At 55.8% G+C, this 12586-nt stretch carries 13 protein-coding genes; 7 read left to right on the forward strand and 6 right to left on the reverse strand.

Features of this window, described 5'->3' with window-relative positions:
* Nucleotides 1-595: 595 nt before the first annotated feature.
* Nucleotides 596-973: a response regulator gene (locus tag AC1DIJ_RS29195; protein ID WP_112390517.1), complete on the reverse strand. Its 378-nt coding sequence runs from the start codon at nucleotides 971-973 to the stop codon at nucleotides 596-598.
* Between the two features lie 240 nt (nucleotides 974-1213).
* Nucleotides 1214-1357, reverse strand: coding sequence for a DUF1127 domain-containing protein (locus AC1DIJ_RS29200; protein ID WP_112390516.1), 144 nt, complete (start codon nucleotides 1355-1357; stop codon nucleotides 1214-1216).
* A gap of 122 nt (nucleotides 1358-1479) precedes the next feature.
* Here AC1DIJ_RS29200 and AC1DIJ_RS29205 point away from each other — a divergent pair, with 122 nt between their 5' ends.
* The 4 genes from AC1DIJ_RS29205 (at nucleotide 1480) to AC1DIJ_RS29220 (ending at nucleotide 3359) form a co-directional block, all read left to right on the forward strand.
* Complete coding sequence (locus AC1DIJ_RS29205) at nucleotides 1480-1842, forward strand: hypothetical protein (protein ID WP_162706086.1); 363 nt, start codon at nucleotides 1480-1482, stop codon at nucleotides 1840-1842.
* A 214-nt stretch (nucleotides 1843-2056) separates the two neighbouring features.
* Nucleotides 2057-2302 carry a DUF982 domain-containing protein gene (locus AC1DIJ_RS29210; protein ID WP_112390515.1) on the forward strand — a complete coding sequence of 82 codons (246 nt, stop codon included), beginning with the start codon at nucleotides 2057-2059 and terminating at the stop codon, nucleotides 2300-2302.
* Nucleotides 2303-2363: 61 nt separating this feature from the next.
* Nucleotides 2364-2618 carry a hypothetical protein gene (locus AC1DIJ_RS29215; protein ID WP_112390514.1) on the forward strand — a complete coding sequence of 85 codons (255 nt, stop codon included), beginning with the start codon at nucleotides 2364-2366 and terminating at the stop codon, nucleotides 2616-2618.
* A gap of 168 nt (nucleotides 2619-2786) precedes the next feature.
* Nucleotides 2787-3359, forward strand: a complete 573-nt coding sequence (locus AC1DIJ_RS29220) for a response regulator (protein WP_112390513.1) — start codon at nucleotides 2787-2789, stop codon at nucleotides 3357-3359.
* A 78-nt stretch (nucleotides 3360-3437) separates the two neighbouring features.
* On the opposite strand, the gene AC1DIJ_RS29225 is transcribed toward AC1DIJ_RS29220, so the two are convergent.
* On the reverse strand, nucleotides 3438-4370 hold the full coding sequence (locus tag AC1DIJ_RS29225) for an NAD(P)-dependent oxidoreductase (RefSeq protein WP_477831736.1): 933 nt from the start codon (nucleotides 4368-4370) through the stop codon (nucleotides 3438-3440).
* Nucleotides 4371-4560: 190 nt separating this feature from the next.
* On the opposite strand from AC1DIJ_RS29225, the gene AC1DIJ_RS29230 reads away from it, so the two are divergent.
* Complete coding sequence (locus tag AC1DIJ_RS29230) at nucleotides 4561-5448, forward strand: adenylate/guanylate cyclase domain-containing protein (protein WP_112390512.1); 888 nt, start codon at nucleotides 4561-4563, stop codon at nucleotides 5446-5448.
* A gap of 186 nt (nucleotides 5449-5634) precedes the next feature.
* The gene (locus AC1DIJ_RS29235; protein ID WP_112390511.1) at nucleotides 5635-6618 is read left to right on the forward strand and encodes a L,D-transpeptidase family protein; all 984 of its coding nucleotides are present in this window, start codon (nucleotides 5635-5637) and stop codon (nucleotides 6616-6618) included.
* A 144-nt stretch (nucleotides 6619-6762) separates the two neighbouring features.
* Here AC1DIJ_RS29235 and AC1DIJ_RS29240 read toward each other — a convergent pair whose 3' ends face one another.
* Nucleotides 6763-8172, reverse strand: a complete 1410-nt coding sequence (locus tag AC1DIJ_RS29240; protein WP_112390510.1) for a Dyp-type peroxidase — start codon at nucleotides 8170-8172, stop codon at nucleotides 6763-6765.
* A 1254-nt stretch (nucleotides 8173-9426) separates the two neighbouring features.
* Between AC1DIJ_RS29240 and AC1DIJ_RS29245 the strand changes: the two genes are divergently transcribed.
* The gene (locus AC1DIJ_RS29245) at nucleotides 9427-9927 is read left to right on the forward strand and encodes a cupin domain-containing protein (protein WP_112390524.1); all 501 of its coding nucleotides are present in this window, start codon (nucleotides 9427-9429) and stop codon (nucleotides 9925-9927) included.
* A 1089-nt stretch (nucleotides 9928-11016) separates the two neighbouring features.
* Here AC1DIJ_RS29245 and AC1DIJ_RS29250 read toward each other — a convergent pair.
* On the reverse strand, nucleotides 11017-11394 hold the full coding sequence (locus AC1DIJ_RS29250; RefSeq protein WP_112390508.1) for a helix-turn-helix domain-containing protein: 378 nt from the start codon (nucleotides 11392-11394) through the stop codon (nucleotides 11017-11019).
* 798 nt (nucleotides 11395-12192) lie between these two features.
* Nucleotides 12193-12348: an entericidin domain-containing protein gene (locus tag AC1DIJ_RS29255; protein ID WP_112390507.1), complete on the reverse strand. Its 156-nt coding sequence runs from the start codon at nucleotides 12346-12348 to the stop codon at nucleotides 12193-12195.
* Nucleotides 12349-12586: the final 238 nt, after the last annotated feature.

Consider the following 12586-nt stretch of genomic DNA (forward strand, 5'->3'; position numbering starts at 1 on the left):
TCTCAAAGCTAAAGCCGAAGATACCCATCACCCGCACTTGGCCTTCCCTTTGCAACCCCGGCCAGCGCCGGGCAGGCCAAGCGCTGATCGTCTACAGGGGGGTGAATATTGGACGCCGATAAGGGGTCAACATTGCGAGCCGATTGACAGATAGGGGGAAGAGATTGATGAGGTGCGTTGGGGATCGTGCGAACCACTAACATGGCCGTGCCTCGCCCAAAGCAGCCAACAACTCGGTTTTGGTCGTATATCCGGCCTGCAGAAGGTCGAATAGGCGCGATGCCAAGGAGCATCCCTCCATGCTGTCCGGAGTGACGCGGTGCGTTGCACAGTACTCAGCCATGGCCTCGAATACCGGGGTCACGTCATCATTGAACGAAATCGCGCGGAATAGCTCCGACATAGATCGCCCTCCCTGTTAGAGGGGCGAGAGCTGGTACCAACTCCCAAGCGGTCGCTGCCATTGCATTCCGACCGACGATCCAACATAGGCCCATCGGTCAGCACTGCCAATTAACTTTGACATCGTCCATTAGCGGACGAACACCGCATCGGCGACCGATTGATCCGAGGCGGTCGACGGTCCACCTCCCCCTCAGCAGATCGCCGTCATTTGCCGAATATGATTTGCCACCTCAGTGGCCTTGTATGGCTTGGGAAGAAATTTTCCATCTATGTCAAACGCACTGCCCGCCAGGTCATGATGCCCAGACGTCAAAATGATCTTGATCGGCGGCCATCTGTCGCGAACGAAGGCGGCGAGCTTAATCCCATCCATGCTGCCTGGCATATCGATGTCGGTGAACAAAGCGTGGATCGTAGGATTCGCCTGAATGATGGCAATAGCTTCGTCCGCGTTAGACGCCTCGAACACAAGGAAGCCCTCGTCCTCAAGCTCACCGGCGATCGATATCCGCAGGAGTGGCTCGTCTTCTACGACAACCACGGCGATAGGTTTAATGTTCGCTGCCATTTCTTCTCTGTGAGAATACGTCGTAGGCCAACTCAACCGATTGTACGGTTGCGAACATAACTGTCCTCAAGCTGTTCGGGTTCAAGTTGTCAATAAAAATAAAGATATGTCTTTGCGTTGGAAGAATAGGATCGCCAGAAATTCCGGTACGACGAGAAGCCGATTTGAAACATCAGTGAATAATGAAAAAGCGCCCGCCGAATATCGGCAAGCGCTCCAGAATTGGCTGTCCGCTATCGGTTAGAGAGAGGCAGCACGTGCGATGTTGCGGATGTCGCTGCGATCAATACCGAGATCGTGGAGTTCGCGATTGGACATGCGGCCCAGTTCGGAGACCGTCTGACGATACTTGCGCCAGTTCTTCAGAGTGCGTGCTACGTTCATGACTATCCCCTTTCGTGGGCTTTCGAAACACAGCTGCCAGTCCTTGGCGCTTCATTTGTCTCGATGACCACTATGTAATGGAGGTCCGGCTAATTTTGCAGCGCTAAGGCGCGATCCCAGCCATGCAGAAAGCGCATAACCTGATTAAAAAGTCATCAAGTCACCGCGTTGCGTGGATCAACCATGGCAGAAGATTTGCCGCCGCTGCCGGCGTACTGTCCCATGAGAACGGCAGCGCGCTGATCGCTCCTTCTTTCAGCGAAGCCCTAGCGACTGGAAACGTGGATTGCGCCGGCGTCGCCAAAGATGCGATGGAGGGTCGGTATCTGGTCGGCTTTGACCATTACCGAGACGATGATTTCGCCGCCGAGCGCAGCATCCATTCTAGTGCCGTGGTTTACCGAGGGAGCATCGCCACCGTTTGGTATTACTCCCGAGCTGTTCGAGTGGCCGCTGGGTTCCACAAAAATATCGGCGCGGTCTAGCCCCGCGTGTTGGACCAGATGTTCGATAGCGAGGTCGGCACCCTCGCGAGCCTGAAAAGTTGCGGTAACGGTCTTCGTGCTCTTGTCCGACATAACGATCTCCATTCAATCTCTGTCTAAGGGCTGGCCGTCCCTAATGTTCCCTCCGGATCCGGAACGTATGTTCGCCGAACGTGTTACGGACTGATATCGACATCGGAGACATTGGACTCTCATGACTTCGGCGGGCTGGTCCAAGACAGTTGTAGTGCAAATCAGACCACGATCGGGTTTTATACCTGTTTCGAACACGCGGACCGCATTTGACCTTCTGATTTCGCGATGGCCAGTCACTTCCGGAAAGGCTTTCTGGGCTGCCCAGGAAATCTGCCTCGCAGCGATGGATCGCAGGGTGCCACACGAAGACGCGCGGCTTGCATTTATCGCCGCCGCGAAGGAAGCAAACATCGCTATGGACTGAGATTGCAGCGTCACCGGGCACCAGCAAGACTGGTGAAAGAACCCGCGGACTGGAGAACATCGTGACGCTGATCGAGGTCATTAATCTGTGCCGTGAAGACTTGGCTGACGAGTCCATAGGAGTTCGCCGCAGCTGGGAGGATTTGTTTCGGTACACTCTCAAACACTACCCAGAGCGAACCGCCCTCGGCCAATTCAACCCGAACGATCTCGAAAAACGATTGCTGGCTTCCGGAGTGAATAGAGCCATCGTCAATGGTTACGTGATGCGATGGCGAGAGGTGATCGAGCGACATAGAAGCAGGGCCGCCGAATAACCATCAGGCCATCGCGTATTCCCAACCATCGTCAGCCAGTACTCCGCAGTCGGGGAAGGGACCACCGTTACGATCTTCCTGCCTCGTCACGCGGCTGCGGAAGCCAGTCCGGCCACCGCAAAGGCGGAACCTAGCGACTTCCAGTCCGAGAGTGGAGAGACCGTACTGGTGATTGGCGACGAGGCATTGGTCCGAATGCTGGTCGTCGATGTACTCGAGGACGCCGGCTATTGCACGTTGGATGCCGGTGACGGTCCGGAAGGATTAAAGATGCTGCGTCCGGACGTGAGGATTGAACTCCTGATCACAGACGTCGGGCTACCGAACGGAATGAACGGCCGGCGGGTCGCCGACGCGGCGTGTGAGCTTCGTCCCGAACTCAAAGTCATGTTCGTGGACTGGCTATGCCGAAACCGGGGTTCTCGGGCATGGTCATCTCGAACCCGGCATGCAGGTCACCACCAAGTCTTTCGACATAGGCACACACACGAAGCGGGTACAGGAATTGATCAAGTCCTGATCGGGGGCGAAATCTTCTTTGAACGGGCGATGGATGGGCCGCAATCGAGGCCCTATCGTCCGTCTCCATCGCGAGCGGTGTCCTGCCAGCCGACCTCGCAAACAGTCTGCGGGGCCATTGCTACCGGCCTCCAGATCGATGATGCGATCTACGACAACTGCTTTGGATCGGCCGCATCTATCAGTTCTCACAAGCCCTGGCTCGGCTCGGGATGCTGCTGACGGTCGCCGAGACAGGGTCACTGGCCGGGAAACTGCCTTCGAGCCCCTCCTCTAATTCGTCTTCCAATTCCGCCTGATCTACCGTTGGCTAGCGTTCGGAACGGCCCCGAGGCCGTTGCTGCCGGCATCAAAGTTCCCATTGCTGAGTGCATCGTAGCGATTGATACTGCCCTCGGGTGATGCCAGCATTTCGGATAAAGATGCCGCCAGTCCCTGCTCACCCGAATTGTCGACCGCCATCTTCTGAAAAACGGCCGCCATCCCATCAAATACTCTTGCACCAGGCGCATTCGCGCCGAGGAAGGCGGCGATCTCTTCCATCTCGGCCACCCAGCGATAAGCCTTCGGATACATATCAGGAATGCTTGTCGAAAGCTTCGCCAAAAGCTGGGGCTGGCTTTCAGCCAGTTCGGACATGAGCGCCCTGTCAGCTCCGCTCTTTGCCGCAGCCAAGAGCATCGTGGTCGCCAATCCAATCAAGCCTTTGTTGATGCCCGCATAGCTCATCTTCAGGCCAGAGGCTGCACCCAAGCCGCTATCTATCAAACGAGCATCGAGACCGTATTCCACGAGGACCGGGACAACCTGCCCGGCTCCCCCGCTGACATAGAGGCGTGGGCCGTACTTGCCCGGCTCCGGCGGTCCACCGATGATACAGCCATCCAGCACGATCGTGCCGCTTTGATCGAAAGCATCAGCAACCTTGGCCACCGTCTCTGGCGACACGGCGTTGCAGTCAATAAAGACGCCGACAGACTTCTCTGCACGCGCTAGCCTGCCTATCTGTTCGGCTACAGCCAATGCCTGTGATGGCGGAACGATGGACAGAATGATGTCCGACGCCAGCAGTGCTTTTAGATCAGTGTCCTTGATCCCCGAAGCCGTCGCCCGTTCTCGTGTTTGAGCCGAGCGACCTTCAAGGTGAGTGACGATCTCTGCGCCCGAGCAGAGCAGTGTCCTGGCCACAGCACTGCCCATCGCACCCATTCCAATCACTGCGATCTTCGTCACGGCATCTCTCCAGCGTTCTTGTTCATCTCGAAACTAGAGGCGCCAGAGTTTGGTGCAAGCGTGGGGAACCGGTCTTGTCAGCTAAAGGACATTCGTTTTAGGGCAAAGATCGCCGTTAGACCATGTCGCGGAACAACCTTGCGAGATTACACATTCTATTGAAAACACGAACCGTCGGATCGGATCGATCTTGGAAGCACCACCCCTGCAACGAAAACTCGCCGCGATTTTGGCCGCGGACGTCGAGGGTTACTCGCGGCTGATGCATGTCAACGAAGAGCGAACCCTTGCAATACTCACAAGCCATCGGACAGTGGTCGATGGGCTGATTGAAAGTGCGAACGGCCAGATATTCGGAACGGCCGGCGACAGTGTCCTTGCCGAATTTCCAAGCGTCGTCCAGGCTTTCAACTGCGCGATAGCAATTCAGCTTGCCATCGGCCGCGCGAACGCCGATGAGGCGCCAGATCATCAGATGAATTTCCGCATTGGCATCAACATCGGAGACGTGATGGTCAAGGATGGAGACATTTTTGGCGATGGTGTCAACATCGCGGCGCGCCTTGAGGGCTTAGCCGAGATTGGCGGAATCTGTGTGACGAGGGGTGTTCGCGATCACCTCCGCGATCGGGTCGCGGCCAAATTCGAGGACATGGGGGAGCATAGCGTCAAGAACATTCCCCGGCCGGTTCGCGTATTTAAGGTGTTGTTTGACCCGGACTACGACCCCATGCTGTCAGTGCCGAAATCCATCGACTCGCCGTCGAAGGACGCGACAATGGTCGTTGAGGGCGACGCCGCCGAGGTGGCGTTCTGGGAGTCGATCCGCGACGACGATGATGGTGCAGAGCTTCGAATCTATCTTGAGCGCTATCCAAACGGAACCTTTGCCGACCTCGCCCGGACACGCCTTGATCGTGGCCCGACGACCAGCGAGGATCCCGCAGTGGAGGTGTCGTTTTGGGAAAGCGTTCGCGACAGCGGCAATCCGGAAATGGTTGAAGCTTATCTTCGACGTTATCCGACCGGGAAATTTGTAAGCCTTGCTGAGATTATTACAGGTCAGAAGTCGCAGTGAGGACAAAAGCTCGATTGCACGATGGGCAACATGCGAGGATCGATCGAGATGACGTCTTATCGCTTCAAGACTTCATTACTCCTCAAAATCTAACAGATGCAGCAGCCTGCATGGAATGCATACGTTCGTACGGCAGTGATCGTGAGCGACGATGGAACATCAGAGGGGTTGGCAGCATTAGGCGGAATGATGAAAACATTCCTTCTCAACTCCGTCATCTCCCTCGCGTCGGTGGGAGCCGTTCACGCTCAAGATTTATCGCGCGAGGTGATTAATAACGCTGATCTCTCATCCTTCTCGTCTGAGAATAGCAAGGAAAGCGCGCCGAACGACCAGCCCGATCCCGTGACCATTCACCTTCAGGTGTTGCTAGATCGTGCTGGCGCATCTCCGGGGGTCATTGACGGACTGGATGGCGCAAATGTTCGGAAAGCCATCTCGGGATTCGAAATGCTGCAGGGACTTCCGGTCGACGGGAAGTTGGACGCTGACGTTGTAGCGCGTCTTTCCGATGATAAGGGCGTCGTCGGGCCCTACATCATTTCCCCTGATGACGGCGACGACATCGTTGCAGAGATTCCGAAAGACTACGCCGAACAGGCAAAAATGACCCATCTAGGGTACACCAGCATCGCCGAAAAATTGGCTGAGCGTTTCCATATGGACGTCGACCTTATGTATGCGCTGAACCCGACAGCGCAATTTGTCCCTGGCGAAACGTTGTCCGTGGCCGTAATCGGCGCTCCCCGAACAGGAAACGTTAAGCGGATTGAGGCGCATCGCAAGGCAGGCGAGCTTGTTGCCTACGATGCGAACGACAAAGTCCTGGCCATATATCCCGCGACAATTGGCAGCGAGGATAATCCCTCCCCTTCAGGCAAGCACAAGGTCAACGGCGTGGCTCGCAATCCGCCATATGTCTACAATCCCAAAATCAACTTTCAGCAAGGCAAGAACAAGACGAAACTCACACTTCCGAGCGGTCCTAACAACCCGGTGGGCACCGTCTGGATCGATCTTTCGGAACCGACCTACGGCATCCACGGTACGCCAGAACCGTCACTGATCGACAAGGCCGGCTCTCACGGATGTGTCCGGCTTACGAATTGGGACGTCGAAGAGCTGAGCAGCATGGTCAAACCTGGGGTCATTGTCGAGTTTGACCAGTAGAATGTTGGCGACGCTTATGCCGCGGCCTGGGTCACCTAGCTTAAATCGCCCTATTGTCAGCATTGAGCTGTGTTGAGTGCCTTGATAGACCGCAGCAGCCGTGGTGAAAAAAGGAGGTCGGCGATGATTGCTGACCTCCTTACCTCAGAGGGCCCTAAGGAAGGCCAGTGACGGCATAAAGAAGTATTCTCCACCCTTCATGGTGACGGCTCGCTGCACAGCGGGTGTCGTCATCAGGGCAGCGGGATTTCCCCACTCAGTCGTTCCCTCCATGTCTGGGCGTTGGCCGTCACTCGGCATCTGGCCGATAACGGGGTCGACACCGGGCGAAGGAAAGCCGGCCGGCACCCGTGGGAAACCTGGGTTATTCGCCCAGTTCTTTTGCGTGAACTCGAACTGGTTGCCGATATCGCTGTTAAAGGCCATAAACAGAAGGCCGACGTTTTTGTCCGGCTTGTTGTCAATCCGGCCGTCATTCGGATTGTCAGTCCTGACGCCATAGGTCTGTCCTCGTCGCGCCATTAGGTGCTTGCGTTCACCATCCTGATCTTCGAACCCGCCCGACCCACGTGGATTGGTTTTCCTGATATGTCCGGAGAACGGACACTTCGCGCCGTTCTTGTCGCTGAAATAGTTGAAGTTGTTGGGCACCGGAGATTCAACTCCGTCTTCGAACTGCATAGTGACGGGGGTGCCGTCCTCAAAGCGGCCGACAACCATGGCTCCCGCTATTTCGTTTTCTGCACCGAAGAGCCGATCGGCCAGCTTCTCCTCTTCCTCCTTGAAGAGCCGAACATTTTGCTCGAGTTTGCGATAAACGAAATAGCTTCCAAAATGCACGGTTGGATCGGGGGCCGCCGGATCAGCGACGATGACCTGGCCAAGCGGGAAGTCGGGGTTCCAGTTTGCGGTCCCATCGGTCCCGTTCTCCTCGCCCTCGATATCTTCTGTGAGGAAGAGCGGCTGGCTGCGTCCATCGACATAGCCGAAATGCTCGATCCCTTGGCCGTTGTTGTTGTGCAGGCCCAACCCATCCTGCGAGCCGACAATTTTGACGCCGTAGGAGCTGTTGATCAGGTTGACGACTTGGTCGTGCGCAGCAACCTTTGTCTCGTTGAGCATATCTCCGATAAGGACAACGGCGTGAATGTCATCGCCAAAGTACGGGTCCCAGGTACTGGCATCGGGATCGTTTAGCTCGGACATCTGCATCCCGCTACCAAAGAGACTGTCGCCCGGTGTCTGGGTTATTCCGAGTTTGTCGTAGCCCTTCTTTGTGAGACCAACGCCGACATAGGGTGTTCCAGCCACAGGCGGCGTTGACTTGAACGCCTCGATTTCGTCCAGGTGTTGCTTGGCCGATTTCATCATCGAATTCGATAAAGTCTTGAGAAAGCTCTTCGAACCCGCTTGATCGTCGAATTGGAGAAAGAGTAGGGTCAAGAACTCCCGAACGTGAGCTTTTATGATGTTGGGTTGTAGACTATCCAGCATAGTTGCATCGTCGGGCGCTGCATTCTTCCAGGATATAGACGTGTTCAACGTTACTGACATCTTGCGCTCCTCCATTAGAGACGGCGCATGGAGGCTCTGACCATGTATTAGAGTCAACGCAACTATGATTTCTGGGTTTATATTTTCCAGTTGCGTTGAGCGGGAAAGACCTAGCCCCCTTCGAGATTTAGGGGAATTTGACCTGATCTGGACCAAACTCGCGGTGTTGTCCCGGGGAACTTTCCGGCTGTCGCTCGGGGCATCGGCGCAATTCCGGACACCGAGATAGTGTTTAATCTACCTCCCGAGGCAGGTCTTTACGCACTTCGACCCAGTCCGCGAAATGGGGTTCGGTGTCCTCTGCCAGTTCTACGGGGCGCTTCATCTCGGGAAAATGACCTCCCTCGGCATGGTCTCCCCATCGCACAACGGTGGAGACGCGTTCCACCCATGAACGCGGAGGCATGGGCAACTCCTTTGCAAAAGGCGATAGGGGGGCGGGCGTAGTGATCCGCTGGCCCGGTTGGAAAGACAAAGGATGTCCCCGGCTCTCCTTGCAAAGCCGCAATGACACTCCAGCGACCACATGGAAATCTCGGTCAGCAGTGTGTGCATACGGAACGCCTTTGGAGGTTTGGGCGTCCTCGTAATCATTATCACATTGACGATGTTTGGGCTGCGGTCTGAGCCAAATTTTTGCGCGATCCTATCTAAACTTTCGAAGCAACTCTTTTTGCCGAATGTTCGTCGAACGGTCCTGCAAGGAACCAATACAGGTCAACCCGCGTTTATGGGGCGCTGGCTTGTTCCTCTGCCGGCTATGTCACTCTCGCGACTCGCCCCGCCACAAGCGGGGCTTTCTTTTGAATTGCTGAAGCGTGACGACCGATGGCCGTCTCGGTCATGCCGGCCAAGTCGAGCTAGGCCGGTGCACTCAAGTGATTGGATCCACGGCGGTGACGCAGGGATTACGGTTTGCACTTGTCCCCCTTGCGATATGGGTGCGTTTCAGTTTCAAAATTCTACTAAAACGCTAGTGACTTGAGGCGGTAGCCTGGTGCATCGACAGCGAGCGGCCTCGCTAAGGACCTAGACGGGGGAACCTTCACGCGACATGTTGCATTGTCACAATATGGGAGTGATGGAGGAGAGCATGAACGATCGGACAGCCGGATATCTGATCGCAGCTGAGGTCAGTGGATTATTCTGGATCGCGGCCGCCGTTGCAGCGTGGAACCTTTTTTGAACGTCACCACGGGGCAAAGCGGCGACAGCCATTGCAAGGTTGTCAGCCACGGAGGCCGGAGGCAGCAAGTGGGCATCGAAAAACTGATCTTCGACGCGAGCGCGTGGGTTCCTAACAACCCTTCCCTTCCCGTTTTGCTTTACCGTGGCGTCTTCATCACCAAGGATGGATCGGAGGAGTTTGCGAGACTGTTTGCTTCGCATGGCTGGACGGGACTGTGGCGGAACGGTGTGTTTGACTACCAGCATTATCATTCGGGCGCGCATGAGGTGCTAGGCGTCGGCAAAGGCCACGCCAAGCTGCTGATCGGCGGGCCTGATGGGAACGAAATCGACTTGAGCGCTGGAGATTGTATTCTTCTCCCAGCCGGCACAGGCCACATGCGGATTGATGCTAGTGACGATTTTGAGGTAGTCGGCGCTTATCCCAGTGGACAAGAAGCGGACATCCAAACTTCACCGCCTTCAAAGGCAGTTTGCGCCCGGATAGCCCGCCTACATCTGCCCGAGACTGACCCCGTGCAAGGGACCAGCGGTCCCGCTGTCGTCGCATGGTCACGGCCAATCTAGTTGGTTGGATGCCTGAGACTCCCTACTCCGAGGCTGTTTTCGGACCGAAGGTCGCCAGATCTGGTCGGCTTGAAAGTTGCGATCGTTAGCACGTCTAAGGACTTCGATGGGTCGGCAACCCTTTGGCTTTTACGAATGCTTGACACTTGGAAGCTATCGTCCGTGAGCGCGATAGATAGTGCGTTCGCGTTTCTCTCCCTTAGGGTTCAGCATGACATCTCCCGCGATCTCTTTGTCAGCCGCGATCTTGATTTTAGCCCTTCTGGTGGCTGCAAACCCCTTTGGCCACGATCTTGTTGACCCGCAGACGACAGCAAGCATTGAGACCCACTGAAACTCCTATTTCTTATTGTCGTGGTCGACAGCTATTCAGTTGTCCGCATAGTCAATAATTCGAATTTCGAACCAATCCGTGTCCAATTTTTAGGAAGCAACGTCTCAAAATTGGTGAAGTGGCGTCTCTGCATCTCGGTCTGTGTTGCAGAATGCAGACCTTTCCAGCTGTTCGAAATTCTTGAATCTAGGAAGACTGAGCCCACAGCCGGGGCGCTCTGCCGGTCCAGCCCATATCTGGGGATTGCACCGACTTGCATAAAGGGGTAGTTCCCTGGCAGGAACCTGGAGCGAGCGCGACAAAATGAACTCGATAACTAGGACCGGCTGCACCCGTGCTCAAGCTGCGCGTAGCGCGTTAACGAGCAAACTGGGATACCTGGCTATCGCCGCGCTTGCGATGTTGGTGTGGGCAAGCGAAGAAGCCCCGCTGTCTACCGAACACCTCGCCATGAGAGACGCTGCGGTCCGTCAGAGTCTGCACTGACGGAATCGAATGGGTGTGCGGCACTCGGGCATGTCTACGCCCATCAGGCGCTAGCATCAGGGTATGCCCATCGTCGGTACTCGGTCTCCGAGAAAGCCGACGATAAGTACGTAGACATATTCAAAGGCTGGCAGTCGATTTTCATGGCATCCTACTGGACACGCTGGAGACCGAGAGGCAGACGGGATGGTCGATTTCGTCAATCTGGACGACTGCGCCCGGCGAGGCCAACGCCGGCCTCGCCGGTAATAAATCAAACCATCCGCCAATCAGTCGTCGCGTTCGCCTTCGTCGCCTCCAGTGGATTGAAGCAATCTGAAGACCGCGTTTTGAACCTTGTCCGGCGACGCCGCGAAATATCTCAGTAGCCGTTGGCCCCGTTTGGTCATGGCCAAGTCTGTCGACTTTGGCCGCAGCGGCACCTCAGCGGACGCAACTTCCCCCGATCCTTCTTCCAAGAAATAAAGGATCGAAACCCCGAAGAGGGCGGCGACGTTGTTGAGCGTCGTGGCTGCAATGCGGTTTGCACCCCGTTCATATTTTTGAACCTGTTGAAATGTGATCCCAAGATGGTCGGCTACGACTGTCTGACTTAACCCAGCAGAAAGGCGCGCGACCCGCAGGCGCATTCCGATGAGGGCATCCATGTCGGTCACGCGGCGTGGGTTATGGTCTGGATTACTAACGTTAGCGATGTCGCGGCTCCCATTGGTTGAGAAAAGCCAACTCTATCAGTCGGCCCTGATTATGCGAGAGGTTTTGGTCGGTAGTCTTCGTTTTAGCCGGCTGCCAGACGTTGACAGGCGTCGGCTCCTCGTCAAGTCAGCCGACGCTCGGCCGCCCAGCGCTTCCAAGCGACCTGTTGAAGGCAACGGCTGTAGCCGGCGTGAACCTTATGATGTTCACGACGAGTTCGATTGGTTCGAGATTCTTCAACGAGTGCAAAAAGCTCCACCTGTCACCACGCAATTCCATCGCTTGGCGAGGTGCAAAATCGCGTGAACCTTCCGAGGGCGCTTGTTGCGCAGATAAGGACGGCACCCCCGCCTATCGACCCGACGCCTTTGATCAAGTCCTCGATGATGCGCGGCGTTGCGTCGGCGTTTTCGCGCTGGATCGTTTCAGGCCACCTGACTGAACCCGCACGCAGCTACGGCCACGTGCGTAAAGATCGGCTGGCCGGCGCTTCACTCGCCCCGTTCCCGATGCCTTGGCGATCACTTCGTTGAGGAAATGGCGGAAGCAAAGACATACGGCCATCAAACTGGCCTAGACAAAAAAAGCCCGTCGCATTCCGGTGCGACGGGCTTTTGGCATATAGGGGTTTCGATCATCTTATTCTACTACCCCGACCAAGTAATGAATAAATAGATCCGCGGTTAATGCAATTCAGCCAAAAGGCGTAGCGAGTGCAGAATAAATCCCACCCCCTATCTGTGCCTCACTTAGTTCGAGGCTGCGCGGTTCACTCGGTGGCCAGCGTTCTGTGTAGCGTCCACCGTATTGGCGGTGTCTTTGCCCATGCCGCGGATTGTGTTGCCGCAGCTAGAGAGCGCCACAGTCAACAGCGTTGCAGCGGCAATTGCAGTTATGATTTTCATGTGAGGTTTCCTTTGCGCCTAAGGAAACACTAACTTCGCAAACCGCTCGAAGTTCCGGATCGGCCGTCTTTTACCAGCTTAAGAAGTTCACGATAAGTCCGCATTTCGAAGCGCGATGGTGACGCCATCAGTAAGCGCGACACCGGGACATTCTTTTTGGAACTGTTGGACTGCCTTTGCGATGCCGGCTCCAACAGATCTTGCAGACAATACCGCAAGTTTATGGACATATCGCTCG

The sequence above is a fragment of the Rhizobium sp. 10N427 genome (genome assembly GCF_056394605.1).

Excerpts from the sequence above, each read along its gene's own strand:
- AC1DIJ_RS29195 (WP_112390517.1), bottom strand. The coding sequence starts at position 973 with ATGGCAGCGAACATTAAACCTATCGCCGTGGTTGTCGTAGAAGACGAG.
- AC1DIJ_RS29210 (WP_112390515.1), top strand. The coding sequence starts at position 2,057 with ATGACTTCGGCGGGCTGGTCCAAGACAGTTGTAGTGCAAATCAGACCA.
- AC1DIJ_RS29235 (WP_112390511.1), top strand. The coding sequence starts at position 5,635 with ATGATGAAAACATTCCTTCTCAACTCCGTCATCTCCCTCGCGTCGGTG.
- AC1DIJ_RS29205 (WP_162706086.1), top strand. The coding sequence starts at position 1,480 with ATGCAGAAAGCGCATAACCTGATTAAAAAGTCATCAAGTCACCGCGTT.
- AC1DIJ_RS29255 (WP_112390507.1), bottom strand. The coding sequence starts at position 12,348 with ATGAAAATCATAACTGCAATTGCCGCTGCAACGCTGTTGACTGTGGCG.
- AC1DIJ_RS29240 (WP_112390510.1), bottom strand. The coding sequence starts at position 8,172 with ATGTCAGTAACGTTGAACACGTCTATATCCTGGAAGAATGCAGCGCCC.
- AC1DIJ_RS29250 (WP_112390508.1), bottom strand. The coding sequence starts at position 11,394 with ATGGATGCCCTCATCGGAATGCGCCTGCGGGTCGCGCGCCTTTCTGCT.
- AC1DIJ_RS29200 (WP_112390516.1), bottom strand. The coding sequence starts at position 1,357 with ATGAACGTAGCACGCACTCTGAAGAACTGGCGCAAGTATCGTCAGACG.